Annotated in this window: 39 protein-coding genes; all 39 read right to left on the reverse strand. The window is 40.2% G+C overall.

Features of this window, described 5'->3' with window-relative positions:
• Positions 1-124: 124 nt before the first annotated feature.
• Positions 125-868 (reverse strand): tRNA pseudouridine(38-40) synthase TruA, encoded by a 744-nt coding sequence (gene truA / locus MKX66_RS19035; RefSeq protein WP_326997437.1) that lies wholly within the window; start codon positions 866-868, stop codon positions 125-127.
• A gap of 14 nt (positions 869-882) precedes the next feature.
• On the reverse strand, positions 883-1,677 hold the full coding sequence (locus MKX66_RS19040; protein WP_002124692.1) for an energy-coupling factor transporter transmembrane component T family protein: 795 nt from the start codon (positions 1,675-1,677) through the stop codon (positions 883-885).
• Positions 1,665-2,546: an energy-coupling factor ABC transporter ATP-binding protein gene (locus tag MKX66_RS19045; RefSeq protein WP_002124690.1), complete on the reverse strand. Its 882-nt coding sequence runs from the start codon at positions 2,544-2,546 to the stop codon at positions 1,665-1,667. The genes MKX66_RS19040 and MKX66_RS19045 overlap by 13 nt, the downstream gene beginning before the upstream one ends.
• Positions 2,522-3,364 carry an energy-coupling factor ABC transporter ATP-binding protein gene (locus MKX66_RS19050; protein WP_002009740.1) on the reverse strand — a complete coding sequence of 281 codons (843 nt, stop codon included), beginning with the start codon at positions 3,362-3,364 and terminating at the stop codon, positions 2,522-2,524. The genes MKX66_RS19045 and MKX66_RS19050 overlap by 25 nt, the downstream gene beginning before the upstream one ends.
• A 104-nt stretch (positions 3,365-3,468) precedes the next feature.
• Positions 3,469-3,831, reverse strand: a complete 363-nt coding sequence (gene rplQ, locus MKX66_RS19055; RefSeq protein WP_000331490.1) for a 50S ribosomal protein L17 — start codon at positions 3,829-3,831, stop codon at positions 3,469-3,471.
• A gap of 35 nt (positions 3,832-3,866) precedes the next feature.
• Positions 3,867-4,811 (reverse strand): DNA-directed RNA polymerase subunit alpha, encoded by a 945-nt coding sequence (locus tag MKX66_RS19060; RefSeq protein ID WP_002029340.1) that lies wholly within the window; start codon positions 4,809-4,811, stop codon positions 3,867-3,869.
• A gap of 180 nt (positions 4,812-4,991) precedes the next feature.
• The gene (rpsK, locus tag MKX66_RS19065) at positions 4,992-5,381 is read right to left on the reverse strand and encodes a 30S ribosomal protein S11 (protein WP_002009745.1); all 390 of its coding nucleotides are present in this window, start codon (positions 5,379-5,381) and stop codon (positions 4,992-4,994) included.
• 24 nt (positions 5,382-5,405) lie between these two features.
• Positions 5,406-5,771: a 30S ribosomal protein S13 gene (gene rpsM, locus MKX66_RS19070; protein ID WP_002009746.1), complete on the reverse strand. Its 366-nt coding sequence runs from the start codon at positions 5,769-5,771 to the stop codon at positions 5,406-5,408.
• Between the two features lie 21 nt (positions 5,772-5,792).
• Entirely contained in the window at positions 5,793-5,906 is a 114-nt protein-coding gene (rpmJ, locus tag MKX66_RS19075) for a 50S ribosomal protein L36 (protein WP_000868344.1), read from the reverse strand.
• A 35-nt stretch (positions 5,907-5,941) separates the two neighbouring features.
• Positions 5,942-6,160: a translation initiation factor IF-1 gene (gene infA, locus MKX66_RS19080; protein WP_001029884.1), complete on the reverse strand. Its 219-nt coding sequence runs from the start codon at positions 6,158-6,160 to the stop codon at positions 5,942-5,944.
• A gap of 68 nt (positions 6,161-6,228) precedes the next feature.
• Complete coding sequence (gene map / locus MKX66_RS19085; RefSeq protein WP_000582542.1) at positions 6,229-6,975, reverse strand: type I methionyl aminopeptidase; 747 nt, start codon at positions 6,973-6,975, stop codon at positions 6,229-6,231.
• Entirely contained in the window at positions 6,975-7,625 is a 651-nt protein-coding gene (locus MKX66_RS19090; protein WP_002009751.1) for an adenylate kinase, read from the reverse strand. The genes map and MKX66_RS19090 overlap by 1 nt, the downstream gene beginning before the upstream one ends.
• Before the next feature lie 54 nt (positions 7,626-7,679).
• Positions 7,680-8,981 (reverse strand): preprotein translocase subunit SecY, encoded by a 1,302-nt coding sequence (secY, locus tag MKX66_RS19095; protein ID WP_002124688.1) that lies wholly within the window; start codon positions 8,979-8,981, stop codon positions 7,680-7,682.
• A complete protein-coding gene (gene rplO, locus MKX66_RS19100) occupies positions 8,981-9,421 on the reverse strand; it encodes a 50S ribosomal protein L15 (RefSeq protein WP_002009754.1) in 441 nt (146 codons plus the stop codon). Before rplO ends, secY begins: the two co-directional genes overlap by 1 nt.
• 33 nt (positions 9,422-9,454) lie before the next feature.
• Positions 9,455-9,637 carry a 50S ribosomal protein L30 gene (gene rpmD / locus MKX66_RS19105; protein WP_002009757.1) on the reverse strand — a complete coding sequence of 61 codons (183 nt, stop codon included), beginning with the start codon at positions 9,635-9,637 and terminating at the stop codon, positions 9,455-9,457.
• A gap of 13 nt (positions 9,638-9,650) precedes the next feature.
• Positions 9,651-10,151 (reverse strand): 30S ribosomal protein S5, encoded by a 501-nt coding sequence (gene rpsE, locus MKX66_RS19110; protein ID WP_002009759.1) that lies wholly within the window; start codon positions 10,149-10,151, stop codon positions 9,651-9,653.
• Positions 10,152-10,172: 21 nt separating this feature from the next.
• Positions 10,173-10,535 carry a 50S ribosomal protein L18 gene (rplR, locus tag MKX66_RS19115; protein ID WP_002009761.1) on the reverse strand — a complete coding sequence of 121 codons (363 nt, stop codon included), beginning with the start codon at positions 10,533-10,535 and terminating at the stop codon, positions 10,173-10,175.
• 31 nt (positions 10,536-10,566) lie between these two features.
• Entirely contained in the window at positions 10,567-11,106 is a 540-nt protein-coding gene (rplF, locus tag MKX66_RS19120; protein WP_002009762.1) for a 50S ribosomal protein L6, read from the reverse strand.
• A 32-nt stretch (positions 11,107-11,138) separates the two neighbouring features.
• Positions 11,139-11,537 (reverse strand): 30S ribosomal protein S8, encoded by a 399-nt coding sequence (gene rpsH / locus MKX66_RS19125; protein ID WP_002009764.1) that lies wholly within the window; start codon positions 11,535-11,537, stop codon positions 11,139-11,141.
• Positions 11,538-11,566: 29 nt separating this feature from the next.
• Positions 11,567-11,752: a 30S ribosomal protein S14 gene (rpsN, locus tag MKX66_RS19130; RefSeq protein WP_001085700.1), complete on the reverse strand. Its 186-nt coding sequence runs from the start codon at positions 11,750-11,752 to the stop codon at positions 11,567-11,569.
• Positions 11,753-11,785: 33 nt separating this feature from the next.
• Positions 11,786-12,325: a 50S ribosomal protein L5 gene (rplE, locus tag MKX66_RS19135; protein WP_002091528.1), complete on the reverse strand. Its 540-nt coding sequence runs from the start codon at positions 12,323-12,325 to the stop codon at positions 11,786-11,788.
• Between the two features lie 26 nt (positions 12,326-12,351).
• Complete coding sequence (gene rplX / locus MKX66_RS19140) at positions 12,352-12,663, reverse strand: 50S ribosomal protein L24 (protein ID WP_000558201.1); 312 nt, start codon at positions 12,661-12,663, stop codon at positions 12,352-12,354.
• A gap of 38 nt (positions 12,664-12,701) precedes the next feature.
• Positions 12,702-13,070, reverse strand: coding sequence for a 50S ribosomal protein L14 (gene rplN / locus MKX66_RS19145; protein ID WP_000615912.1), 369 nt, complete (start codon positions 13,068-13,070; stop codon positions 12,702-12,704).
• 43 nt (positions 13,071-13,113) lie between these two features.
• Complete coding sequence (rpsQ, locus tag MKX66_RS19150) at positions 13,114-13,377, reverse strand: 30S ribosomal protein S17 (RefSeq protein WP_002091526.1); 264 nt, start codon at positions 13,375-13,377, stop codon at positions 13,114-13,116.
• 20 nt (positions 13,378-13,397) lie between these two features.
• On the reverse strand, positions 13,398-13,598 hold the full coding sequence (gene rpmC, locus MKX66_RS19155; protein WP_002091523.1) for a 50S ribosomal protein L29: 201 nt from the start codon (positions 13,596-13,598) through the stop codon (positions 13,398-13,400).
• On the reverse strand, positions 13,588-14,022 hold the full coding sequence (gene rplP / locus MKX66_RS19160; RefSeq protein WP_000928969.1) for a 50S ribosomal protein L16: 435 nt from the start codon (positions 14,020-14,022) through the stop codon (positions 13,588-13,590). Before rplP ends, rpmC begins: the two co-directional genes overlap by 11 nt.
• A 1-nt stretch (position 14,023) precedes the next feature.
• The gene (gene rpsC, locus MKX66_RS19165) at positions 14,024-14,683 is read right to left on the reverse strand and encodes a 30S ribosomal protein S3 (RefSeq protein WP_002009771.1); all 660 of its coding nucleotides are present in this window, start codon (positions 14,681-14,683) and stop codon (positions 14,024-14,026) included.
• 3 nt (positions 14,684-14,686) lie between these two features.
• Positions 14,687-15,028: a 50S ribosomal protein L22 gene (rplV, locus tag MKX66_RS19170; RefSeq protein ID WP_002009773.1), complete on the reverse strand. Its 342-nt coding sequence runs from the start codon at positions 15,026-15,028 to the stop codon at positions 14,687-14,689.
• Between the two features lie 17 nt (positions 15,029-15,045).
• The gene (gene rpsS, locus MKX66_RS19175; RefSeq protein WP_000124452.1) at positions 15,046-15,324 is read right to left on the reverse strand and encodes a 30S ribosomal protein S19; all 279 of its coding nucleotides are present in this window, start codon (positions 15,322-15,324) and stop codon (positions 15,046-15,048) included.
• Between the two features lie 60 nt (positions 15,325-15,384).
• Positions 15,385-16,215 carry a 50S ribosomal protein L2 gene (gene rplB, locus MKX66_RS19180; RefSeq protein WP_000511584.1) on the reverse strand — a complete coding sequence of 277 codons (831 nt, stop codon included), beginning with the start codon at positions 16,213-16,215 and terminating at the stop codon, positions 15,385-15,387.
• 28 nt (positions 16,216-16,243) lie between these two features.
• Positions 16,244-16,534 (reverse strand): 50S ribosomal protein L23, encoded by a 291-nt coding sequence (gene rplW / locus MKX66_RS19185; protein ID WP_001205557.1) that lies wholly within the window; start codon positions 16,532-16,534, stop codon positions 16,244-16,246.
• On the reverse strand, positions 16,534-17,157 hold the full coding sequence (gene rplD / locus MKX66_RS19190; RefSeq protein WP_001127261.1) for a 50S ribosomal protein L4: 624 nt from the start codon (positions 17,155-17,157) through the stop codon (positions 16,534-16,536). Before rplD ends, rplW begins: the two co-directional genes overlap by 1 nt.
• A 25-nt stretch (positions 17,158-17,182) precedes the next feature.
• On the reverse strand, positions 17,183-17,815 hold the full coding sequence (gene rplC / locus MKX66_RS19195) for a 50S ribosomal protein L3 (RefSeq protein WP_000160209.1): 633 nt from the start codon (positions 17,813-17,815) through the stop codon (positions 17,183-17,185).
• 34 nt (positions 17,816-17,849) lie between these two features.
• Positions 17,850-18,158, reverse strand: coding sequence for a 30S ribosomal protein S10 (rpsJ, locus tag MKX66_RS19200; RefSeq protein ID WP_001040595.1), 309 nt, complete (start codon positions 18,156-18,158; stop codon positions 17,850-17,852).
• Between the two features lie 400 nt (positions 18,159-18,558).
• On the reverse strand, positions 18,559-19,749 hold the full coding sequence (gene tuf, locus MKX66_RS19205) for an elongation factor Tu (RefSeq protein ID WP_002009778.1): 1,191 nt from the start codon (positions 19,747-19,749) through the stop codon (positions 18,559-18,561).
• A gap of 117 nt (positions 19,750-19,866) precedes the next feature.
• Positions 19,867-21,945 (reverse strand): elongation factor G, encoded by a 2,079-nt coding sequence (gene fusA / locus MKX66_RS19210; protein ID WP_002113318.1) that lies wholly within the window; start codon positions 21,943-21,945, stop codon positions 19,867-19,869.
• Positions 21,946-22,151: 206 nt separating this feature from the next.
• The gene (gene rpsG / locus MKX66_RS19215) at positions 22,152-22,622 is read right to left on the reverse strand and encodes a 30S ribosomal protein S7 (RefSeq protein ID WP_001137492.1); all 471 of its coding nucleotides are present in this window, start codon (positions 22,620-22,622) and stop codon (positions 22,152-22,154) included.
• 29 nt (positions 22,623-22,651) lie between these two features.
• The gene (gene rpsL / locus MKX66_RS19220) at positions 22,652-23,074 is read right to left on the reverse strand and encodes a 30S ribosomal protein S12 (RefSeq protein WP_001142341.1); all 423 of its coding nucleotides are present in this window, start codon (positions 23,072-23,074) and stop codon (positions 22,652-22,654) included.
• 114 nt (positions 23,075-23,188) lie between these two features.
• Positions 23,189-23,437, reverse strand: coding sequence for a 50S ribosomal protein L7ae-like protein (locus MKX66_RS19225; protein ID WP_000121833.1), 249 nt, complete (start codon positions 23,435-23,437; stop codon positions 23,189-23,191).
• Positions 23,438-23,454: the final 17 nt, after the last annotated feature.

Genomic DNA, 23,454 nt, shown 5'->3' on the forward strand with positions numbered 1-23,454 from the left:
AGAAAAAATCTATTGTTTATCTTAAACACGATTTCCTTCCGGGGCTAATCGTGGTTTTAGAAACAATACCATATGTTATGATATACTTTTGAGTTTCTAATGTCAAGCAAATGTTACACCAGGATTAGTTGTTATAGTTTACCTGCCATAAGTAAAGTCCATGACCTGGAGCCATCTTTCCAGCAAACTGGCGATTTTGTTTCGCTAAAATCTCTGGAATACTATCCGGATCAAGCTTTCCTTGACCTACGCTAAGTAACGTACCAACAATAATTCTGACCATATTATATAAAAATCCATTACCTACAAAGCGAAAAATTAATTCATCGTCTTGCTCAATTAATTCGATTTCATAAATTGTTCGTACTTTATCTTTTTTGTCAGTTTTTGCCGAACAAAAAGAAGTAAAGTCATGCGTTCCAATAAAATAAAGAATCGCTTTTCTTATAGAGTTTATTTCGAGCGGATATGGATATTGATATACGTAATTTCTACGGAATACATCCGCAGTCTTTGATAATAATACACGATAGCGATATTCTTTTTTCTCGACACCGTAACGTGCATGAAATTCTTCTGTTTTCTTCTCTACCTGCCTGATAATAATATCATCCGGCAACATTGTATTTAAAGCATTACTCCATTGCCACTCTTCAAGAGACAAAGGTGTATCAAAGTGTATCACTTGTCCTTTGGCGTGAACGGTAGAATCCGTTCTGCCTGATGCCTGCACACGAACAAGTTCTCCTTTATGCAACTTCTGCAATGCTTTCTCTATTTCTTGTTGAACAGTCCGATGCTGTGGTTGAATTTGGTAACCACAAAAATGAATGCCATCATATGCAACTGTACATTTTATTCTTTCCATTTCTCTATTCTCCATTACGACCGCACCCATGCCAAAATACAAGCTAAACAAAGTAAGCTTACAATTGTTACTGTATCACTTATTTTCCAGCGTAGTTGCCTAAATTTAGTACGTCCTTCGCCACTTTTATATCCACGAGATTCCATCGCAATCGCTAAGTCCTCTGCACGCTTAAAAGCACTGATAAATAATGGAACGAGTAGTGAGATAATAGCTTTCATCCTATCTTTTATCGGTCCCCCGGCGAAATCAATGCCACGTGACGCTTGTGCTTTCATAATTTTACTCGTTTCATCCATTAATGTCGGGATAAAACGTAGTGAAATTGACATCATTAATGCGATTTCATGAACAGGAACTTTTATACGCTTGAACGGCTTTAATAACGTCTCCAACCCATCTGTAATTTCAATAGGTGTCGTCGTTAACGTTAATAATGTCGTCATTAAAATAATAACGAAGAATCGTATAGAAATGTATATCCCTTGCTCTAATCCTTTTTCATGTATCGAAAACCAACCAAGCTGGAATAGTACTTCCCCTTCTTTATTTGTAAAAATATGCAGGAAAAATGTAAAAAGAAAAATCCACAGAATTGGTTTTAAGCCCGAAAGTACATAACGAATCGGCACTTTTGCAAAAAATAAAGCAATGAGTGCATATAAAAATAAAAATCCATATGAAATCGCATTATTTGCTAAGAAAACAACAAATACATATAAAAAGACAATCAACAGCTTCGTACGAGGATCAAGTTGATGAATGAGTGACTGACCTGGAATATATCTCCCAATAATCAACTGCTGCATGATTCATGACCACCTTTTCGTAACACCTGTACAACTTCATGAGTAAGATCCTCTAAAGATAAGGTAGCCTTCGAAATTGAAATACCAAACTTCTCTTCAATTGCACGTTTATACTTTAAAGACATTGGAAGATCCACACCGATTTGTTCTAATTCATCAGCATATGAAAATACTTCCTCTGCTCTTCCTTGCAAAAAGACCGTTCCTTTATGCATGACCACTATTTGATCTGCATACTTAGCGGCATCCTCCATATTATGGGTAACAAGAATGACTGTAAGCCCCTGTTCCTTATGCAAATTGTAAAACATCTCCATGAGCTCGTGCTGTCCTTTTGGATCAAGCCCTGCTGTAGGTTCATCTAATACAAGCACTTCGGGTTCCATCGCTAGTACGCCTGCTATTGCAACACGCCTCATTTGCCCACCGCTTAATTCAAACGGAGAACGTGCTAATAACTCTATGTCCAATCCAACAAGCTGGATTGCATCTTTCGCCTTTTGTTTTGCCTCTTCTTCAGATACACCAAAATTAGTCGGTCCAAAACAAATATCCTTTTCAACTGTTTCTTCAAATAGTTGATGTTCTGGAAACTGAAAGACAACCCCTACTTTTTTTCGTAGCGGCTTAAGCTTTTTCTCTTTCTTCCCTGCTGAAATTAAATGTTCACCAATTTGAACCGTACCATTTGTCGGCTGCAATAAACCATTTAAATGTTGAATCATCGTCGACTTACCTGAACCAGTATGACCGATAATGGCATAATAGCCCCCACTTGGAAACGACACGTCTACATCATAAAGTGCGCGTCTTTCAAATGGAGTTTTATATTGATAACGATGTTCTACTTTTTGGAATGTAATCTCCAAAGTTCGTTCACCAAGCTTTCCATTGTAAGATGCGTATTTTGCAAGTGAATTTCATTTCTTTTTAATAATTCTGCTATTTTCACCGAAAAAGGTACATCTAATCCAATCTCTTGGAGCATATGAGAGGATTTGAAAATTTGCTCTGGAGTACCTTCCTCTAATATTTCTCCCTTGTTCAAAATAATAATACGGTCTGACTGTGCCGCTTCTTCTAAATCGTGCGTAATCGATAACACCGTAATACCCTTTTGATCAACAAGTTGTCTGACCGTTTCTACTACTTCACGTCTCCCCTGAGGGTCTAACATTGAAGTTGCTTCATCTAGTATTAAAATAGATGGTTGAAGTGCTAAAACACCTGCTATTGCGACTCGCTGCTTTTGTCCACCAGATAACGAATGGGGTTCTTCATTTAAAAAATCTTCCATACGGACAAGTTGCAGAGCTTGTTCTAGTCTTTCTATCATCTGCTCCCTTGGCATTCCGATGTTCTCTAGGCCGAATACAACGTCATCTTGTACTGTCGTTCCAACAAATTGATTATCTGGATTTTGAAATACCATGCCAATTTGCTTTCGAACATCCCATACTGTTTCCTCTGATAAAATCATTGTATCATTTAAAGTAATTTTCCCTGATTCCGGTAAAAATAAGCCATTCAATAATTTTGCAAGTGTAGACTTCCCTGAACCATTTTGTCCAATAACAGATACCCATTCTCCTTCATATAAGGAAAACGAAACATCTTTTAATGCATAAGAGGCTGCCCCAGGATATTGAAATGATATATTTTCTGTCCGAAGTTTCTCTTTTTTCAATACAAGGCACCCTTTCTTTCGTCAAGTTAGCCTATTTTTATACTTAAAAAAAAAGGGCCATGACCAGTTACTTGAAAAGAACTGTCCTGCCCTTTTAATCATCATTATACTAACTCGATAATTACCATTGGTGCTGCGTCTCCGCGACGTGGACCAATTTTTGCAATACGAGTGTATCCGCCTTGGCGCTCAGCATAGCGTGGAGCTACATCAGCGAATAATTTTTGAAGTGCATCTTGACCAGTCTCAGCGTTAGCAACCTCATTACGGATGAAAGCTGCTGCTTGACGACGAGCATGAAGATCTCCGCGTTTACCTAAAGTGATCATTTTTTCCACTACAGAACGAAGTTCTTTTGCACGAGTTTCTGTCGTTTGGATGCGCTCGTTGATAATTAAATCAGTAGCTAAATCACGTAACATAGCTTTACGTTGCGCACTTGTACGGCCTAATTTTCTGTATGCCATTCGTAGTTCCCTCCTTTGTTGATGGGTTTAAATCCTCAGTCGTCTTTACGTAAACCTAAACCTAATTCCTCAAGTTTATGTTTAACTTCTTCTAAGGATTTACGTCCTAAGTTACGAACTTTCATCATATCTTCTTCTGTTTTGTTCGCAAGCTCTTGTACAGTATTAATTCCTGCACGTTTTAGGCAATTATAAGAACGAACAGAAAGATCTAGTTCTTCGATAGTCATCTCAAGAACTTTTTCTTTTTGATCTTCTTCCTTCTCGACCATAATCTCAGCATTTTGTGCTTCGTCAGTTAAACCAACAAAGATATTTAAATGCTCAGTTAAGATTTTGGCACCTAAAGAGATAGCTTCTTTTGGCCCGATGCTTCCATCCGTCCATACATCAAGCGTAAGCTTATCATAATTAGCCACTTGTCCGACACGTGTCTTTTCCACTTGGTAAGTCACACGTGATACTGGAGTATAAATAGAATCAATAGGAATTACTCCTATTGGTTGATCTTCGCTTTTATTTGCATCAGCTGGCGTATACCCACGGCCACGCTTTGCAGTTAAACGCATGCGGAAATGCGCATTTTTTGCTAACGTCGCAATGTGTAAATCTGGATTTAAGATTTCAACATCACTATCGTGAGTAATATCAGCAGCTGTGACAATACCTTCGCCCTGTACATCGATTTCCAACGTCTTCTCTTCATCAGAGTAGATTTTAAGAGCTAACTTTTTCAAGTTTAAGATCATCGTCGTAACGTCTTCTACTACGCCCTCAACTGTTGAAAATTCGTGTAAAACGCCATCGATTTGGATAGCAGTTACAGCGGCACCAGGGAGTGAGGATAAAAGAATACGACGTAAGGAGTTACCCAAAGTAGTACCATATCCACGCTCAAGCGGTTCAATCACGAATTTGCCATACTTAGCATCTTCGTTAAGTTCAACCGTTTCGATTTTCGGTTTTTCGATTTCAATCATTAACTAAACCCTCCTTCAAAACGTCGAAACCCCGGTTAAACAAAGGAAGAACCTCTGTTTAACCGAAAGTCCCCCTTAGGCAGTTCCCGATTGTGCACAACAAGCGATGTTTCTGTACGAAATTTCTCGATAATGCATCATATCCATTATAGACAAAAGGGAAAATTCTATACAGAAAAATTACACACGACGACGTTTTGGTGGACGACATCCATTATGAGGAACTGGAGTAACATCTCTAATTGCTGTTACTTCTAGACCTGCCGCTTGAAGAGCACGAATTGCAGCTTCACGACCAGCACCAGGACCTTTAACAGTAACCTCTAAAGTTTTTAAACCATGCTCCATTGCAACTTTAGAAGCAGCTTCAGCAGCCATTTGCGCAGCGAATGGAGTAGATTTACGAGATCCACGGAAACCAAGTGCACCAGCACTAGACCAAGAAAGTGCGTTACCATGAGTATCTGTAAGTGTTACGATTGTGTTGTTGAAAGTAGAACGAATATGAGCTATACCAGCTTCAATATTCTTTTTCACACGTTTTTTACGAGTGTTTGTTTTACGTGCCATTGTTAGTTCAACCTCCTTTACTTATTATTTCTTTTTATTTGCTACTGTACGACGTGGACCTTTACGTGTACGAGCATTGTTTTTAGAGTTTTGACCACGAACTGGTAAACCACGACGGTGACGAAGACCACGGTAAGAACCGATCTCCATTAGACGTTTAATGTTAAGAGATACTTCACGACGAAGGTCTCCCTCAACTTTAATACGATCGATGATATCACGGATACGTCCTAATTCATCTTCCGATAAATCACGAACTCGTGTTTCCGAAGAAATACCAGCTTCTGTAAGAATTTTTTCAGCAGTTGTGCGACCAATGCCGAATACGTAAGTTAAAGAAATAACAACGCGCTTGTCACGAGGAATATCTACACCTGCGATACGTGCCATTTTGAATGCACCTCCTTCTGATTAACCTTGTTTTTGTTTATGTTTAGGGTTTTCACAAATAACCATTACTTTTCCACGTCTACGAATAACTTTACATTTTTCGCAGATTGGTTTAACTGACGGTCTTACTTTCATGTCTCGAACCTCCTTAAAGATTACGGAGTGCTATATTATTTAAAACGGTACGTAATACGACCACGATTTAAATCGTACGGAGATAATTCTACCGTAACTTTGTCTCCTGGTAAAATACGAATGAAGTTCATACGGATTTTACCAGAAACGTGAGCCAATACGACATGCCCATTCTCTAATTCTACTTTGAACATAGCATTTGGCAACGTTTCAAGAACGGTACCTTCGACTTCAATTACATCATCTTTAGCCATTCAATAGTTCTCCCTTCTTCAAATCAGTAACATTTTACACTGCTCTGAAATCCCGGAGAGCCAGCTACTTATAAAGTGGTAAGGATTTCGTATCCTGCTTCTGTAAGAGCAATCGTGTGCTCAAAATGGGCACACCATTTACCATCTACCGTTACCACTGTCCAGTCATCAGATAGTGTTTTTACATATCGTCTTCCTTGATTCACCATCGGCTCAACACAGATGACCATTCCCGGCTTTAATCTAGGGCCTCTATTTGGTGGACCATAGTGCGGGATTTGAGGGTCCTCATGTAAGTCTTGCCCGATTCCGTGACCAACATACTCCCTAACGATCGAGAACCCATTCTCTTCAGCATGCGTTTGAACCGCATGCGAGATATTTGATAATCTTTCGCCTGGTTTTACTTGTTCTAGACCAAGATACAACGATTTTTCTGTGACATCAAGTAGCTTTTGAACAGATTCAGAAATGTTTCCAACTGGATACGTCCATGCAGAATCACCATGGTACCCATTGTATTTCGCACCAATATCGATACTGATGATATCGCCCTCTTCGAGCTTACGCTTCCCTGGAATCCCGTGTACAAGCTCTTCATTTACAGAAGCACAAATGCTCCCCGGAAATCCGTTGTATCCTTTAAAAGATGGCGTAGCACCATATTTTCGAATCGTCTTTTCCGCTATTTGATCGAGCTCTTTCGTTGTAATTCCTGGAGTAATATGTTGTTTCAACTCTTGATGAGTTAAAGCAACGATCCTGCCAGCTTCTCGCATGATTTCTATCTCGCGAGGAGTTTTGCAGATGATCATTACGCTAAGTCTCCGATGAGAACATCGATATCAGCAAATACTTTATTGATATCTTGCTCACCATTAATGCTTTGTAAGTAGCCAAGCTCCTCGTAGAAATCAAGCAAAGGTTTTGTTTGCTTAATATTTACATCTAAACGATTTGCTACAGTTTCTTCATTGTCATCAGAGCGTTGATATAATTCGCCACCACATTTATCGCACACATCAGCTTTTGCTGGCGGATTGAATTCTAAGTGGTAAGTCGCACCGCATTCTTTACAAATGCGACGGCCTGTAAGGCGTTTTAATAACAACCCTGAATCCACATTAATGTTTAAAACATAGTCGATTTTTTTGCCAAGATCTTTCATAATCTCTTCAAGAGCTGATGCTTGTGCAACAGTTCGTGGGAAACCATCTAATAAGAAGCCTTTAATACAGTCTTCTTGGCTTAAACGTTCACGAACAATTCCAATTGTAACTTCATCTGGAACAAGCGCACCTTTATCAATAAAAGATTTTGCTTGTAAACCAAGTTCAGTTTCAGCCTTCATAGCTGCACGGAACATATCTCCTGTTGAGATGTGAGGGATGTTATACTTGGCAATAATCTGTTCGGCTTGTGTACCTTTACCAGCACCAGGAAGCCCCATTAAAATCAAGTTCATCCTTGTTCCCCCTCAGTACATGAGCATGTAGGGAAGACAGTTCTTCCCACTTACTCACTGCTTGATAAACCCTTTGTAATGGCGTTTTACCAATTGGCTTTCTAGCTGCTTCATTGTTTCTAAAGCAACGCCGACAACGATTAACATACTCGTTCCACCAATCTGTGCAGATGGAGGAAGATTTCCCAATTTCGTAAAGATAACTGGTAAGATTGCAATCGCTGCTAGGAAAATTGATCCCACAAAGGTCAAACGATACAAGATTTTTGTTAGATATTGTTCTGTATTCTTACCCGGACGAATACCTGGAACATATCCACCTTGTTTGTTTAGATTCTCTGACATTTGCTCTGGATTAACCTGAACAAATGCATAGAAATATGTGAAGGCTACAATGAGCGCAACATATATGATCATTCCCACTGGGTGAGAATAGTTAAAGTTTGCAATAATCCACTGCGACACATCATGTTTCGGGAAGAACTGTGCAATAGTTGGAGGCGTAATTAAGAATGAAACAGCAAAAATGACTGGAATAACACCCGCACTATTTACCTTAAGTGGTAAATGAGTGTTTTGTGCTCCAGCATGATTCCCATTCCCTCCTGTTACACGCTTCGCGTATTGAATTGGGATCTTTCTAACAGCCTGTTGAATGAAAATAACACCAACAATAACCGCTAGCACAGCTAGTAAAATCAATGCAACTTTAACGATACTCATGAACAATTGATCTCCGATATTTTGAAACTGTTGTTGATACACTTGAGATATAACACTTGGGATCGCTGCGGCAATACCGCCAAAGATAAGAATGGAAATACCATTACCTACACCTTTAGCTGTAATCTGTTCACCTAACCACATTAAAAATGCAGTACCAGCAGTCAGTACCGTAGCAATGTATAAATAAGTGCTCCAACCTGGATTCAAAATTAATTGCCCACCTACCATACCGTTAAAACCGATTGACATACCAAACCCCTGAATAAACGCAAGAACAATTGTAAAGTAACGCGTGAATTGCGTTAGTTTACGACGGCCCATTTCGCCTTGCTTCGACCATTCCGAAAATTTAGGAACAACATCCATCTGCAATAATTGCACGATGATGGATGCTGTAATATACGGCATGATTCCCATCGCGAAGATGGAGAAGTTTTTCAAGGCGCCACCGCCAAATGTATTTAGGATACCTAAGGCATTTAATTGATCTTGTGCTTTCAGTACGTCTCCATTTGTAAATGGCACTGGGATAAACGTGCCAATCCTGAATACGACTAACATCGCTAAAGTGAATAATATTTTACGTCTTATCTCAGCAACGCGCATAAAGTTGGAGATTGTACGAAACATTAGATCACCTCAACTGATCCGCCAGCTGCTTCAATTGCTTCTTTAGCACTTGAAGAGAACTTGTGCGCTTTAACAGTTAATTTTTTCTCTACTGCTCCGCTTGCAAGAATTTTAACACCGTCGTTTAATTTGCTGATAACGCCAGTTTCCAGCAATAATTCAGGTGTTACTTCTGTACCATCTTCAAAACGATTTAACGTTGATAAGTTTACAATAGTAAACTCTTTACGGTTAATGTTTGTGAAGCCGCGTTTTGGTAAACGACGGAATAGTGGAGTTTGACCACCTTCGAAGCCAAGACGAACACCGCCGCCAGAACGTGCGTTTTGTCCTTTATGACCTCTACCAGCAGTTTTACCGTTACCAGAACCGATACCACGACCGACACGGTTACGTACTTTACGAGAACCTTCTGCAGGTTTTAATTCATGAAGTTTCATTCCCAGGCACCTCCTTATATTAATGAGTTATCCTTAAGCTTCTTTTACAGAGATAAGGTGAGAAACTTTGTTGATCATACCAAGAATAGCAGGAGTTTCTTCCTTAACTACAGTTGAATTCAACTTTTTAAGACCTAAAGCTTCTACCGTCGCACGTTGATCTTGTGGACGACCAATTACACTACGAGTGAGGGTAATTTCTAACTTTTTCGCCATTTGTTTTCCCTCCTTAACCTAGTAGCTCTTCTACAGATTTACCGCGTAATTTTGCAACATCTTCAGCGCGCTTAAGTTCGCTTAATCCGTTCACAGTAGCGCGAATCATGTTGATTGGTGTGTTAGAACCAAGAGATTTCGAAAGAATATCTTGTACACCAGCTAATTCTAGTACCGCACGAACAGGTCCACCAGCAATAACACCAGTACCCTCAGCAGCAGGTTTTAAGAATACTTCACCAGCTCCAAAATGACCGTTGATTGTGTGAGGAATTGTTGTACCAACTAATGGTACAGCGATTAGGTTTTTCTTAGCGTCTTCGATAGCTTTACGGATTGCGTCTGGTACCTCTTGTGCTTTACCAGTACCGAATCCAACATGACCGTTTTTATCGCCAACTACAACTAGTGCAGCAAAGCGGAAACGACGACCACCCTTAACAACTTTCGCGACACGATTTATCGTAACTACACGTTCTTCAAGTTCTAATTTACTTGGGTCAATGCGTTGCATCAATTTTCCCTCCTTTGACCATTAAAATTGTAATCCAGCCTCACGAGCAGCTTCAGCTAGAGCTTTAACACGGCCATGGTATAAGTAACCACCGCGATCAAATACTACTTCTTTAACGCCTTTCTCTACAGCACGCTTAGCAACTGATTCTCCAACTTTCGTAGCAGCTTCAGTATTGCTAGTACCGTTAAGAGCAAGGTCTTTATCAAGAGTAGATGCACTTACTAATGTTACACCATTTACATCATCAATAACTTGAGCGTAAATATGTTGGTTAGAACGGTACACGTTTAAACGTGGACGTTCTGCAGTACCAGTAAGTTTAGCACGTACACGTGCATGTCTTTTCTTACGAGTCGCATTTTTAGCAGCTTTAGTGATCATTCTTGTCACTCCTTTCTTTCACCTAACGGGTTTACTTAGCAGTTTTACCTTCTTTACGACGAACAACTTCGCCTTCGTAACGAATACCTTTACCTTTATATGGTTCAGGAGCACGTACAGCGCGGATGTTAGCAGCAAATTCGCCAACACGTTGCTTGTCGATACCTTTAATTACGATTTTAGTTGGTACAGGTACTTCAACTTCAAGTCCTGCTTCTGGAGTCATTTCTACTGGATGAGAATAACCTACGCTTAAAACAAGTTTATCTCCTTGTTTTTGAGCACGGTAACCAACACCGACTAATTCAAGTCCGCGTACGAAACCTGTAGTTACACCTTCAACCATGTTTCCGATTAAAGCACGAGTTGTACCGTGTAATGCACGGTGTTCCTTCTGTTCAGATGGACGCTCAACTGTTAGTGTATTTTCTTCAATTTTGATAGACATATCAGTTTTGAAAGTACGAGTTAATTCACCTTTAGGGCCTTTTACTGTTACAGTATTGTCTTCTGCAACTGTAATAGTAACACCTGCAGGGATTTCAAGAATCTTTTTACCAATACGAGACATGTGGTCACACCTCCGTTCGTTTTAAATATATATTACCAAACGTATGCTACTACTTCTCCACCAGTTTGTAATTGACGAGCGTCTTTGTCTGTCATTACTCCCTTAGATGTAGAAACAAGAGCGATACCTAATCCGTTAAGTACACGTGGTACTTCATCAGCTTTTGCGTAAACGCGTAAGCCAGGTTTACTGATACGTTTTAATCCAGTGATTACACGTTCATTGTTTGCACCATATTTCAGGAAAATACGAAGGATACCTTGTTTGTTATCCCCAATGTATTCTACATCACGAATGAAACCTTCACGTTTTAAAAGTTCAGCGATCTCTTTTTTGATTTTAGAAGCAGGAACCTCTAATTTCTCATGACGTACCATGTTCGCATTACGGATGCGAGTAAGCATGTCTGCAATTGGATCTGTCATCACCATGTGTTTTACCTCCTTCCCATTTGTGGGTTTTACCAACTAGCTTTTTTAACACCAGGAATTTGACCTTTATATGCAAGTTCACGGAAACAAATACGGCAAAGCTTAAATTTGCGGTATACAGAATGCGGACGACCGCAGCGTTCGCAACGTGTATACTCTTGTACTTTAAACTTAGGAGTACGCTTTTGTTTCGCGATCATAGATTTTTTAGCCACGTTTTCGCCTCCTCTACTTAGCGTTGGCTTCCATTATTTTTGGAATGGCATACCGAATTGTGTTAAAAGTTCACGAGCTTCTTCATCAGTTTTCGCTGTAGTAACGATTACGATGTCCATACCGCGGACTTTACTTACTTTATCATAATCAATCTCAGGGAAAATTAGTTGCTCTTTAACACCTAATGTGTAGTTCCCACGACCATCGAATGATTTCTTAGAAACACCACGGAAATCACGTACACGTGGTAAAGAAACTGATACTAATTTGTCGAAGAACTCATACATTTGTTGTCCGCGTAAAGTTACTTTCGCACCGATTGGCATACCTTCACGAAGACGGAAACCAGCGATTGATTTTTTAGCGCGAGTTACAACAGGTTTTTGACCTGCGATTTGCGTTAATTCTTCTACTGCATTGTCTAAAGCTTTTGAGTTAGATACCGCGTCACCAACACCAGTGTTGATTACGATCTTTTCGATTTTCGGTACTTCCATCACAGATTTATAGTTAAACTTGCTCATTAGAGCAGGAGTAATTTCCTTTTGGAACTTCTCTTTAAGGCGATTCAATGAAGTGACCTCCTTTCTTAAGAAAATTATTTATCTAATAATTCACCAGATTTTTTTGCAATACGAACTTTTTTACCATCTTCTACTTTGAAGCCTACGCGAGTAGGTTCGCCTGTTTTCGGATCTAATACCATAACATTAGAAACGTGAATAGGTGCTTCTTTCGTAATAATTCCACCTTGTGGATTTAATTGAGATGGCTTAGAGTGTTTTTTAACGATGTTAACACCCTCAACGATAACACGGTTTTGCTTTGGGAAAGCCACAAGGATAACGCCTTGTTTTCCTTTGTCTTTACCAGTGATTACCTGAACTTTATCACCTTTTTTTACATGCATCTTAATTCTGCACCTCCTTAGCAAGGCAATACCTTAAATTATAGAACTTCTGGAGCTAAAGAAACGATCTTCATGAAGTTGCTATCACGTAATTCACGAGCTACTGGTCCGAAGATACGAGTACCACGTGGGCTCTTATCGTCTTTGATGATAACCGCTGCGTTTTCATCAAATTTAATATAAGAACCGTCCGGACGACGAGCTCCGCTCTTCGTACGTACCACTACTGCCTTAACAACGTCACCTTTTTTAACAACGCCACCTGGTGTTGCTTGTTTTACCGTAGCAACGATAATATCACCAATATTAGCATATTTACGACCAGAGCCGCCTAATACTTTAATTGTTAAAAGTTCACGTGCACCAGAGTTGTCAGCAACTTTCAAACGAGATTCTTGTTGGATCATGTTATGAAACCTCCCTTCGGACTAAAAATTCCGATTCGTCTATTTAGATAACAACCGCTTCTTCAACGATTTCAACTAAACGGAAACGCTTAGTAGCAGAAAGCGGGCGAGTTTCCATGATTTTAACGATATCGCCAAGTTTTGCTTGGTTTTGCTCATCATGGGCTTTGTACTTTTTAGAATACTTAACACGTTTTCCGTACAAGGAATGAGTTTTGTAAGTTTCAACTAAAACTGTAATCGTTTTGTCCATTTTATCAGACACAACACGACCAGTATAAACTTTGCGTTGGTTACGTTCGCTCACTATGCAAACCTCCCCTCAATTTATCGATTAATTCCGATCTCTCTTTCACAAACTACAGTTTTCATACGAGCAATCGCTTTACGCACTTCACGGATGCGAGTTGGATTCTCTAATTGTCCTGTAGCAAGTTGGAAGCGAAGATTGAACAATTCTTCCTTTAAAGCTTTAACTTTTGTTTCGATTTCGGCAGTGGTTAATTCACGAATATCATTAGTTTTCATTAGATTCACCACCATTTTCTTCACGTTTTACGAACTTACATTTCACAGGTAGTTTGTGAGCTGCAAGACGTAATGCTTCGCGTGCTACCTCTTCAGATACACCCGCGATTTCAAACATAATTTTCCCAGGTTTTACTACTGCTACCCAGCCTTCTGGTGCCCCTTTACCGGAACCCATACGTACTTCTAGAGGTTTTGCAGTGTAAGGTTTAGAAGGGAAAATTTTAATCCATACTTTACCGCCACGTTTCATGTAACGAGTCATTGCACGACGAGCAGCTTCGATTTGACGGTTTGTAATCCATGAAGCAGCTTGTGCTTGTAAACCGAATTCACCGAAAGCAATTTCAGTTCCACCTTTTGCACGACCACGCATTTTACCACGATGCTCTCTACGATATTTTACGCGTTTTGGCATTAACATATTATTTTCCTCCTTCCTCAGAAGCTTTCTTTTTTGTAGGAAGGACTTCTCCACGGTAGATCCATACTTTTACGCCTAATTTACCGTATGTTGTATCAGCTTCAACTGCTGCATAGTCAATATCAGCGCGAAGTGTATGAAGTGGAACAGTTCCTTCACTGTAAGATTCTGCACGAGCGATATCAGCCCCGCCAAGACGACCAGAAACCTGTGTTTTAATACCTTTTGCTCCTGCACGCATAGCACGTTGAATAACTTGCTTTTGTGCACGACGGAATGATACACGGTTTTCTAATTGACGAGCGATGTTTTCGCCCACTAATTTAGCGTTAAGATCAGCTCTCTTAACTTCTAAAATGTTAATGTGTACACGCTTGCCTGTTAATTGGTTAAGAGCTTTACGAAGTGCTTCAACTTCAGTACCACCTTTACCAATTACCATACCAGGTTTTGCAGTGTGAATTGTAACATTTACACGATTTGCTGCACGTTCGATTTCTACTTTAGCAACAGCAGAATCTTTTAAGCGTACAGTAATGTACTCACGGATTTTGATGTCTTCATGTAATAACGTAGCATAATCTTTCTCAGCGAACCAACGAGATTCCCAGTCGCGGATAATACCGACACGAAGACCAATTGGATTAACCTTCTGACCCATCGATTATCCCTCCTTCTTTTCTGATACCACAACTGTGATGTGGCTTGTGCGTTTGTTAATTTGGCTTGCACGACCCATTGCACGTGGACGGAAACGTTTCAACGTTGGACCTTCGTCAACGAAGACTTTTTCAACAACTAGGTTGTTAATATCCATCTCATAATTGTGCTCTGCATTTGCGATTGCAGATTTTAAAACTTTTTCTACAACTGGAGAAGCAGTTTTTGGTGTGTGGTTAAGGATAGCAATCGCTTCACCCACTTGCTTACCTCGGATTAAGTCTACTACTAAACGAACCTTACGAGGAGCAATACGAACTGTTCTCACTACTGCTTTAGCTTGCATTGAAGTGCCTCCTCTCATTATCTTCTAGTTTTCTTATCGTCAGCAAGGTGACCTTTATACGTACGAGTTGGTGCGAATTCACCTAACTTATGGCCAACCATATCCTCAGTGATGTACACAGGTACGTGTTTACGACCATCATATACAGCAATTGTATGTCCGATGAACTGAGGGAAGATTGTTGAACGGCGAGACCAAGTTTTAACAACTTGTTTTTGCTCAGATGCAACTAATTTTTCCATTTTGTTCATTAAGTGATCATCGACAAATGGTCCTTTTTTTAAGCTACGAGCCATTTTGGTGCCTCCCTTCGTGATTGGCGTACGGTTCTTGAAATGAACCGTACTACAATCCCATTATTTTTTACGACGACGAACGATAAATTTATCAGACGCTTTGTTTTTCTTACGAGTCTTGAATCCAAGAGTTGGTTTACCCCATGGAGACATTGGAGACTTACGTCCGATTGGAGAGCGTCCTTCACCACCACCGTGTGGGTGATCAACCGGGTTCATTACAGAACCACGAACTGTTGGGCGCTTACCTAACCAGCGAGAGCGACCTGCTTTACCGATTTTGATAAGTTCGTGTTGTTCGTTACCAACTTGACCGATTGAAGCGCGACAAGCAGATAATACTAAACGTACTTCACCAGAAGTTAAACGTACAAGTACGTATTTTCCTTCTTTACCAAGTACTTGAGCAGACGTACCAGCAGAACGGACTAATTGTCCTCCACGACCAGGCTTAAGCTCGATATTATGAACAACAGTACCTACTGGAATGTTGATTAATGGTAATGCGTTACCGATTTTAATGTCAGCTTCAGGGCCAGACATAACTTCCATACCTACTTCTAAAGTTTTAGGAGCAAGAATGTAACGTTTTTCACCGTCAACGTAGTTAATTAATGCGATATTCGCAGAGCGGTTTGGATCGTATTCGATCGTAGCAACGCGTCCTGGAATTCCATCTTTGTTACGCTTAAAGTCGATGATACGGTATTGACGCTTATGTCCGCCACCTTGATGACGTACAGTAATTTTACCTTGGTTATTACGACCAGCCTTTTTGCTTAAAGGAGCAAGTAAAGACTTTTCTGGTCTGTCAGTCGTGATTTCAGCGAAATCATTCGTAGTCATGTTACGACGACCGTTAGTAGTTGGATTATACTTTTTAATTCCCATCTCAATTTCCCTCCTTCTTTAGTAAGAATTAAACGCCTTGGAAGATTTCGATTTCTTTGCTGTCAGCAGTTAGCTTAACGATTGCTTTACGACGACGGCTAGTAAAACCAGCGTGACGACCAACACGTTTTGCTTTCGGCTTGTAGTTCATGATATTTACTTTGTCTACATTAACACCAAAGATCGCTTCTATAGCGTCTTTAACCTCTGTTTTATTAGATTTAACGTCCACGTCGAACGTGTATTTTTTTTCAGCCATCATTTCCATAGAACGTTCAGTGATAACTGGGCGCTTAATGATATCACGAGGATCTCTCATTATGCAAGCACCTCCTCTACTTTTTCCACTGCCGCTTTTGTCATGATTAGCTTATCATGATGAAGCACATCTAGCACGTTTACGCCATCAGCAGTGATTACTGTTACTCCAGGGATATTGCGAGCAGATAACTCTACAGATTCGTTTGCATCAGCAGTTACGATAAGAGCTTTCTTCTCAACAGTTAATCCTTTAAGTACTGCTACCATGTCTTTTGTTTTTGGTGCATTTAACACTAGGTCCTCAAGAACTACAATGTTGTTCTCAACTACTTTAGTAGCTAATGCAGATTTGATTGCTAAACGACGAACTTTCTTAGGAAGTTTGTACGCATAGCTTCTTGGTGTAGGTCCGAATACCGTACCACCACCACGCCATTGAGGAGAGCGGATAGAACCTTGACGAGCACGTCCAGTTCCTTTTTGACGCCATGGTTTACGACCACCACCACGAACTTCAGAACGAGTTTTTACTTTGTGTGTACCTTGACGTAAAGATGCACGTTGCATCATTACAGCTTCAAATAGTACAGCTTCATTTGGTTCGATACCGAAAATAGCTTCAGCTAATTCGATTTCACCAACCTGTGAACCAGTTTGGTTATATACAGTAACTTTTGGCATTGGAATTCCTCCTTCCTATTGTGAATTATTTGCTAACCTTCACAGCGCCTTGAACAACTACAAGAGATTTCTTAGCACCTGGAACGTTACCTTTTACTAGTAATAAGTTGCGCTCAGTGTCAACTTGAACGATTTCTAAGTTTTGGATAGTAACTTGGTCTCCACCCATACGTCCAGCAAGTTTTTTGCCTTTGAATACACGGTTCGGAGCAACTGGCCCCATTGAACCTGGACGACGGTGATAGCGAGAACCATGAGACATAGGTCCGCGAGATTGTCCGTGGCGTTTAATAACACCTTGGAAACCTTTACCTTTAGAAATTCCTGTTACGTCAACGATTTCACCTGCAGCGAAAACTTCAACTTTTACCTCTTGACCAACCTCTAATCCGTCCACGTCTGCATCGCGGATTTCGCGAATGAAGCGCTTAGGAGTTGTAGATGCTTTAGCAGTGTGGCCTTGTTCAGGTTTGTTAGTTAACTTTTCACGTTTATCTTCAAATCCTAACTGAATTGCGTTGTAGCCATCAGTTTCAGTTGTTTTCTTTTGAAGAACAACGTTTGGATTAGCAGCGATTACCGTTACTGGGATTAACTCACCGTTCTCAGCAAATACTTGAGTCATACCGATCTTTCTTCCTAAGATTCCTTTGGTCATGAGTTACACCTCCTACATTTTTAAGTTATATGAATTATAGTTTGATTTCGATATCTACACCAGATGGTAAATCTAAACGCATTAATGAATCTACTGTTTGCGGAGTAGGACTCACGATGTCGATTAGACGTTTGTGTGTGCGCATTTCGAATTGTTCACGAGAATCTTTGTACTTATGAACAGCACGAAGAATTGTGTAAATAGTCTTCTCAGTTGGTAATGGGATCGGACCAGAAACTGTTGCCCCAGAACGCTTAGCTGTTTCTACAATTTTCTCAGCTGATTGATCAAGAATACGGTGATCATAAGCTTTTAAACGGATACGAATTTTTTCTTTTGCCATTATTTTCCCTCCTTCGTTCGCCTATTTCTAAAATAGACCTTCTCCATGGAAATTTCCCCACACCATGCCATGGCAAAGCGGCCGGGTGTGTCAGCAACCTTCCACTTCATCGCAGTCAAAGACCAACATTGTCTATTATACAATGTTATTCGTCTAGATGCAAGCATCTTTTTGTTCGCATCTGCTTTTCTCTACTTTTGCTATTATACATGGCACTTTAAAGAATATCAAGTTTTCATCTACTCTTATTCAACTTACAGTTTTTGGGTGTTATTTTCGTTTTATATACTATAGAAGAAACTCATCCAAAAATAGAAAATACACCTCTTTCTTCTATAGTAATAAGCAATAAAAAAACTCAAGGGAGAATCCCTTGAGTTTTTAATAATCTAATTAAAGACTACTCAGCAACGATTGTAGCAACTACACCGTAACCTACTGTACGTCCACCTTCACGAATAGAGAATTTAGTTCCCTCTTCGATAGCGATTGGAGCGATAAGTTCGATAGTCATTTCGATGTTGTCACCAGGCATTACCATTTCAGTACCTTCTGGTAATTGGATGATTCCAGTTACGTCAGTTGTACGGAAGTAGAACTGTGGACGGTAGTTAGCGAAGAATGGAGTATGACGTCCACCTTCTTCTTTAGATAATACGAAAACCTCAGCTTTGAATTTAGCGTGTGCTTTTACAGAGCCAGTTTTAGCAAGAACTTGTCCACGTTGGATGTCTTCACGAGCAACCCCACGAAGTAGAGCACCGATGTTGTCTCCAGCTTGAGCTTGGTCAAGAAGCTTACGGAACATTTCTACACCAGTTACAGTTGTAGTAGCATTCTCTTCAGCAAGACCGATGATTTCTACTACGTCACCAACTTTAACGATTCCACGCTCAACACGACCAGTTGCAACTGTACCACGACCTGTGATAGAGAATACATCCTCGATAGGCATTAAGAATGGTTTGTCAGTTTCACGTTCTGGAGTTGGGATGTAAGCATCAACTTCAGTCATTAATTCGATGATTTTTTCTTCCCACTCAGCTTCTCCTTGAAGAGCTTTAAGAGCAGAACCTTTAATTACAGGAATATCGTCGCCTGGGAATCCGTATTCAGATAATAGGTCGCGAACTTCCATTTCTACTAATTCTAATAATTCTTCGTCATCTACCATGTCGCATTTGTTTAAGAATACAACGATGTAAGGAACACCTACTTGACGAGAAAGAAGGATGTGCTCACGTGTTTGAGGCATTGGACCATCAGCAGCAGATACTACTAAGATACCGCCGTCCATTTGAGCAGCACCAGTGATCATGTTTTTAACATAGTCAGCATGACCTGGGCAGTCAACGTGTGCATAGTGACGAGTTTCAGTTTCGTACTCAACGTGTGCAGTTGAGATTGTGATTCCGCGCTCTCTTTCTTCTGGAGCAGCGTCGATTTGATCGTATCCGCGTGCTTCAGCACCACCAGCTTTTGCAAGAACTGTAGTGATCGCAGCAGTTAATGTAGTTTTACCATGGTCAACGTGGCCGATTGTACCGATGTTAACATGGGGTTTAGAACGTTCGAATTTAGCTTTAGCCATTCTAAATTCCTCCTTAGTTTATATGGGTTATTTTATATTTAGACTAGAAAGTGAAACTTACGTCTCACTTTCTAAGCTTACATAAGTAGTTATACTTGAACAATCGATAAAAATCAATTATTCACCTTTATTTTTTTTAATAATTTCTTCAGAAACAGACTTCGGTACTTCTTCATAATGATCAAATGTCATTGAGAATGTTCCGCGTCCTTGAGTGTTAGAACGTAATGCCGTTGCATAACCGAACATTTCAGAAAGTGGAACCATAGCGCGAACAACTTGAGCGTTACCGCGAGCTTCCATACCTTCTACACGTCCACGACGAGATGTTACGTCGCCCATAATGTCACCCATGTACTCTTCAGGAATTACAACTTCAACTTTCATCATTGGCTCAAGAATTACTGGGCTACATTTAGAAACCGCAGCTTTAAGCGCCATAGATGCAGCGATTTTGAACGCCATCTCAGATGAATCGACATCATGGTAAGATCCGTCAACTAACGCAGCTTTGATGTCAACTAGTGGGTAACCAGCTAGTACACCATTTTTAAGTGAGTCTTCAAGACCCGCTCCAACAGCTGGGATGTATTCACGTGGAACTACACCGCCGACGATTTTGTTTTGGAATTCAAAACCTTTACCTTCTTCATTAGGTTCAAACTCAATCCAAACGTGACCGAATTGTCCACGACCACCAGATTGACGAGCGAACTTACCTTCAACTTTCGCAGCAGCGCGGAAAGTCTCACGGTATGCTACCTGAGGAGCACCAACGTTTGCTTCCACTTTGAATTCACGGCGCATACGGTCAACGATGATATCAAGGTGAAGTTCACCCATACCAGCGATGATTGTTTGGCCAGTTTCTTGGTCAGTGTGAGCACGGAATGTTGGATCTTCTTCAGAAAGCTTAGATAATGCTGTACCCATTTTATCTTGGTCAGCTTTAGATTTTGGTTCGATAGCTACAGAGATAACTGGTTCTGGGAATTCCATAGACTCAAGGATAACAAGGCTCTTCTCGTCACAAAGAGTATCACCAGTAGTAGTATCTTTTAAACCTACAGCAGCAGCGATATCACCAGCGTAAACTGTTGAAATCTCTTCACGGCTGTTAGCGTGCATTTGTAGGATACGACCTACACGCTCACGCTTACCTTTAGTTGAGTTTTTCACGTATGATCCAGAGTTTAACACACCAGAGTACACACGGAAGAACGTTAACTTACCAACATAAGGATCAGTCATGATTTTGAATGCTAAAGCTGCGAATGGTTCTTCATCGCTAGACTTACGCTCGATAGCTTCATCTGTATCCGGAAGAGTACCTTTAATAGCAGGTACATCTAATGGAGATGGTAGGTAGTCGATAACTGCGTCTAACAGAATTTGAACACCTTTATTTTTGAATGCAGAACCACAGATTACTGGGAAGAATTCTACAGAAGTTGTAGCCTTACGGATACCAGCTTTAAGCTCTTCTACAGTGATTTCTTCACCTTCTAGGTACTTCATCATCATTTCTTCATCAAGCTCAGCTACCGCTTCAATAAGTTTTCCACGGTATTCTTCAGCTAATTCTTTATGCTCTTCAGGAATTTCGACACGCTCGATGTCTGTTCCTAAATCGTTAGCGTACATGTAAGCACACTCTTCAACAAGGTCAATGATACCATTGAACTCATCTTCAGCACCGATTGGTAACTGAATTGGATGTGCGTTTGCTTGTAAACGATCGTGGATCGTTCCTACAGAGTATAAGAAATCTGCACCAATCTTATCCATTTTGTTAACGAATACGATACGAGGTACACCATAAGTAGTAGCCTGACGCCAAACAGTTTCTGTTTGTGGTTCTACACCAGATTGTGCATCAAGTACTGCTACTGCGCCATCAAGTACGCGTAAAGAACGTTCTACTTCTACTGTGAAATCTACGTGTCCTGGAGTGTCAATGATATTTACACGGTGACCTTTCCATTGTGCTGTAGTTGCAGCAGAAGTAATTGTGATACCACGTTCTTGCTCTTGCTCCATCCAGTCCATCTGAGATGCACCTTCATGAGTTTCACCGATTTTATGAATACGTCCTGTGTAATACAGAATACGCTCAGTTGCTGTTGTTTTACCAGCATCGATGTGAGCCATGATACCAATATTACGAGTGTTTTCTAAAGAGAACTCTCTAGTCATTTGGTGTCTTGCTCCTTCCATATATGGATTGGATTATTTTATTTTAAGTAGCAAAAAAGCCACTTTATATTGTTACATATGCCAGTGTCCAGTACCCTCATTATGTAAAACGAGCGCCCAACGAAAGGGAGAGGCATTCTCCCTCTCCACACTTCCATAAGCGACAAATAAAGCGGTTTATGCTTACATTTATTTTACGTTGAATCCTACCAACGGTAATGAGCAAATGCTTTGTTAGCTTCTGCCATTTTATGAGTGTCTTCACGTTTCTTAACAGATGCACCAGCGTTGTTAGCTGCATCTAAGATTTCGTAAGCTAGACGCTCTTCCATAGTTTTTTCACCACGAAGACGAGCATAGTTTACTAACCAGCGAAGACCTAAAGTTGTACGGCGTTCTGGACGAACCTCAACTGGAACTTGGTAGTTAGCACCACCAACACGACGAGCGCGTACTTCAAGAACAGGCATGATGTTCTTAAGAGCTTGCTCGAATACTTCCATTGGTTCTTTATCTGAACGTTCACGAACGATATCGAAAGCGTTATAAAGAATTGTTTGAGATTTACCTTTTTTACCGTCAACCATCATTTTGTTGATTAGGCGTGTTACAAGTTTAGAATTGTACATTGGATCTGGTAACACGTCACGTTTCGCAACAGGTCCTTTACGAGGCATATTGAGTTCCTCCTTTCATTATAAGTTTATTATTTTTTAGCAGGTTTTGGTCGCTTAGTACCATATTTAGAACGTCCTTGCATACGTTTGTCAACACCAGCTGTATCAAGCGCACCACGAACGATGTGGTAACGTACCCCTGGTAAATCCTTTACTCGACCACCGCGAATTAATACTACGCTATGCTCTTGTAGGTTATGACCGATACCTGGGATGTAAGCTGTAACTTCAATACCGTTTGTTAAACGTACACGAGCGTATTTACGTAACGCTGAGTTCGGTTTCTTCGGAGTCATTGTACCAACACGAGTACACACACCACGTTTTTGAGGTGCAGAGATATCAGTTGATTTTTTCTTTAAAGAATTAAAACCTTTGTTTAACGCAGGTGATTTAGACTTCCATACTTTATCAGTACGACCATTTCTCACTAATTGGTTAATAGTAGGCATTTGATTATCCTCCCTTCGCATGTTTGTATGACCACATATCCAGGTGGTTCATTATTAGTTGAAAACAAAGTTTTTGCAAGGAAGAGCAAATGCTCTCTCCTCACAAAAACAGTTTTAACTTATTATTCCTATTGCTGAAGCTCCCACTTGAATCCCCGAAACTTTTCCAAGCTTACGAACTGATTCAACTTTGGTTATGGGTATGTTATGTTGCAAGGCAGTACGAATGATAACATGGGTTAACCGCACATCAGCATCTTCCGCAATAACAACTTCTTTAACTATACCATTTTTGATTGCTTCCAATGTTCGTTTATGACCAACGACTACATTTTCAGCATTTGACACTTTTTGATAAGACATTTAAATATCCTCCAAAG

This window comes from Bacillus sp. FSL R9-9530, from assembly GCF_038008145.1.
GTDB classification, from domain to species: domain Bacteria; phylum Bacillota; class Bacilli; order Bacillales; family Bacillaceae_G; genus Bacillus_A; species Bacillus_A mycoides.

Bases quoted from the DNA above. Each gene is read 5' to 3' on its own strand.
- truA (WP_326997437.1), bottom strand. From the start codon at position 868: ATGGAAAGAATAAAATGTACAGTTGCATATGATGGCATTCATTTTTGT.
- MKX66_RS19040 (WP_002124692.1), bottom strand. From the start codon at position 1,677: ATGCAGCAGTTGATTATTGGGAGATATATTCCAGGTCAGTCACTCATT.
- rplQ (WP_000331490.1), bottom strand. From the start codon at position 3,831: ATGGCATACAGAAAATTAGGCCGTACAAGTGCGCAACGTAAAGCTATG.
- MKX66_RS19060 (WP_002029340.1), bottom strand. From the start codon at position 4,811: ATGATTGAAATCGAAAAACCGAAAATCGAAACGGTTGAACTTAACGAA.
- rpsK (WP_002009745.1), bottom strand. From the start codon at position 5,381: ATGGCACGTAAAACAAACACTCGTAAAAAACGTGTGAAAAAGAATATT.
- rpsM (WP_002009746.1), bottom strand. From the start codon at position 5,771: ATGGCACGTATCGCAGGTGTAGATATTCCTCGTGACAAGCGCGTTGTT.
- rpmJ (WP_000868344.1), bottom strand. From the start codon at position 5,906: ATGAAAGTAAGACCGTCAGTTAAACCAATCTGCGAAAAATGTAAAGTT.
- infA (WP_001029884.1), bottom strand. From the start codon at position 6,160: ATGGCTAAAGATGATGTAATTGAAGTCGAAGGTACCGTTCTTGAAACG.
- map (WP_000582542.1), bottom strand. From the start codon at position 6,975: ATGATCATCTGCAAAACTCCTCGCGAGATAGAAATCATGCGAGAAGCT.
- MKX66_RS19090 (WP_002009751.1), bottom strand. From the start codon at position 7,625: ATGAACTTGATTTTAATGGGGCTTCCTGGTGCTGGTAAAGGTACACAA.
- secY (WP_002124688.1), bottom strand. From the start codon at position 8,981: ATGTTTCGTACAATCTCCAACTTTATGCGCGTTGCTGAGATAAGACGT.
- rplO (WP_002009754.1), bottom strand. From the start codon at position 9,421: ATGAAACTTCATGAATTAAAACCTGCAGAAGGTTCTCGTAAAGTACGT.
- rpmD (WP_002009757.1), bottom strand. From the start codon at position 9,637: ATGGCGAAAAAGTTAGAAATTACCCTCACTCGTAGTGTAATTGGTCGT.
- rpsE (WP_002009759.1), bottom strand. From the start codon at position 10,151: ATGCAACGCATTGACCCAAGTAAATTAGAACTTGAAGAACGTGTAGTT.
- rplR (WP_002009761.1), bottom strand. From the start codon at position 10,535: ATGATCACTAAAGCTGCTAAAAATGCGACTCGTAAGAAAAGACATGCA.
- rplF (WP_002009762.1), bottom strand. From the start codon at position 11,106: ATGTCTCGTATTGGTAAAAAGATTCTTGAAATCCCTGCAGGTGTTACT.
- rpsH (WP_002009764.1), bottom strand. From the start codon at position 11,537: ATGGTGATGACAGATCCAATTGCAGACATGCTTACTCGCATCCGTAAT.
- rplX (WP_000558201.1), bottom strand. From the start codon at position 12,663: ATGCATGTAAAAAAAGGTGATAAAGTTCAGGTAATCACTGGTAAAGAC.
- rplN (WP_000615912.1), bottom strand. From the start codon at position 13,070: ATGATCCAACAAGAATCTCGTTTGAAAGTTGCTGACAACTCTGGTGCA.
- rpmC (WP_002091523.1), bottom strand. From the start codon at position 13,598: ATGAAAACTAATGATATTCGTGAATTAACCACTGCCGAAATCGAAACA.
- rplP (WP_000928969.1), bottom strand. From the start codon at position 14,022: ATGTTAATGCCAAAACGCGTAAAATATCGTAGAGAGCATCGTGGTAAA.
- rpsC (WP_002009771.1), bottom strand. From the start codon at position 14,683: ATGGGTCAGAAGGTTAATCCAATTGGTCTTCGTGTCGGTATTATCCGC.
- rplV (WP_002009773.1), bottom strand. From the start codon at position 15,028: ATGCAAGCTAAAGCAGTAGTGAGAACAGTTCGTATTGCTCCTCGTAAG.
- rpsS (WP_000124452.1), bottom strand. From the start codon at position 15,324: ATGGCTCGTAGCTTAAAAAAAGGACCATTTGTCGATGATCACTTAATG.
- rplB (WP_000511584.1), bottom strand. From the start codon at position 16,215: ATGGGAATTAAAAAGTATAATCCAACTACTAACGGTCGTCGTAACATG.
- rplW (WP_001205557.1), bottom strand. From the start codon at position 16,534: ATGAGAGATCCTCGTGATATCATTAAGCGCCCAGTTATCACTGAACGT.
- rplD (WP_001127261.1), bottom strand. From the start codon at position 17,157: ATGCCAAAAGTTACTGTATATAACCAAACTGGTTCACAGGTTGGTGAA.
- rplC (WP_000160209.1), bottom strand. From the start codon at position 17,815: ATGACCAAAGGAATCTTAGGAAGAAAGATCGGTATGACTCAAGTATTT.
- rpsJ (WP_001040595.1), bottom strand. From the start codon at position 18,158: ATGGCAAAAGAAAAAATTCGTATCCGTTTAAAAGCTTATGATCACCGT.
- tuf (WP_002009778.1), bottom strand. From the start codon at position 19,749: ATGGCTAAAGCTAAATTCGAACGTTCTAAACCCCATGTTAACATCGGT.
- fusA (WP_002113318.1), bottom strand. From the start codon at position 21,945: ATGACTAGAGAGTTCTCTTTAGAAAACACTCGTAATATTGGTATCATG.
- rpsG (WP_001137492.1), bottom strand. From the start codon at position 22,622: ATGCCTCGTAAAGGACCTGTTGCGAAACGTGACGTGTTACCAGATCCA.
- rpsL (WP_001142341.1), bottom strand. From the start codon at position 23,074: ATGCCTACTATTAACCAATTAGTGAGAAATGGTCGTACTGATAAAGTA.
- MKX66_RS19225 (WP_000121833.1), bottom strand. From the start codon at position 23,437: ATGTCTTATCAAAAAGTGTCAAATGCTGAAAATGTAGTCGTTGGTCAT.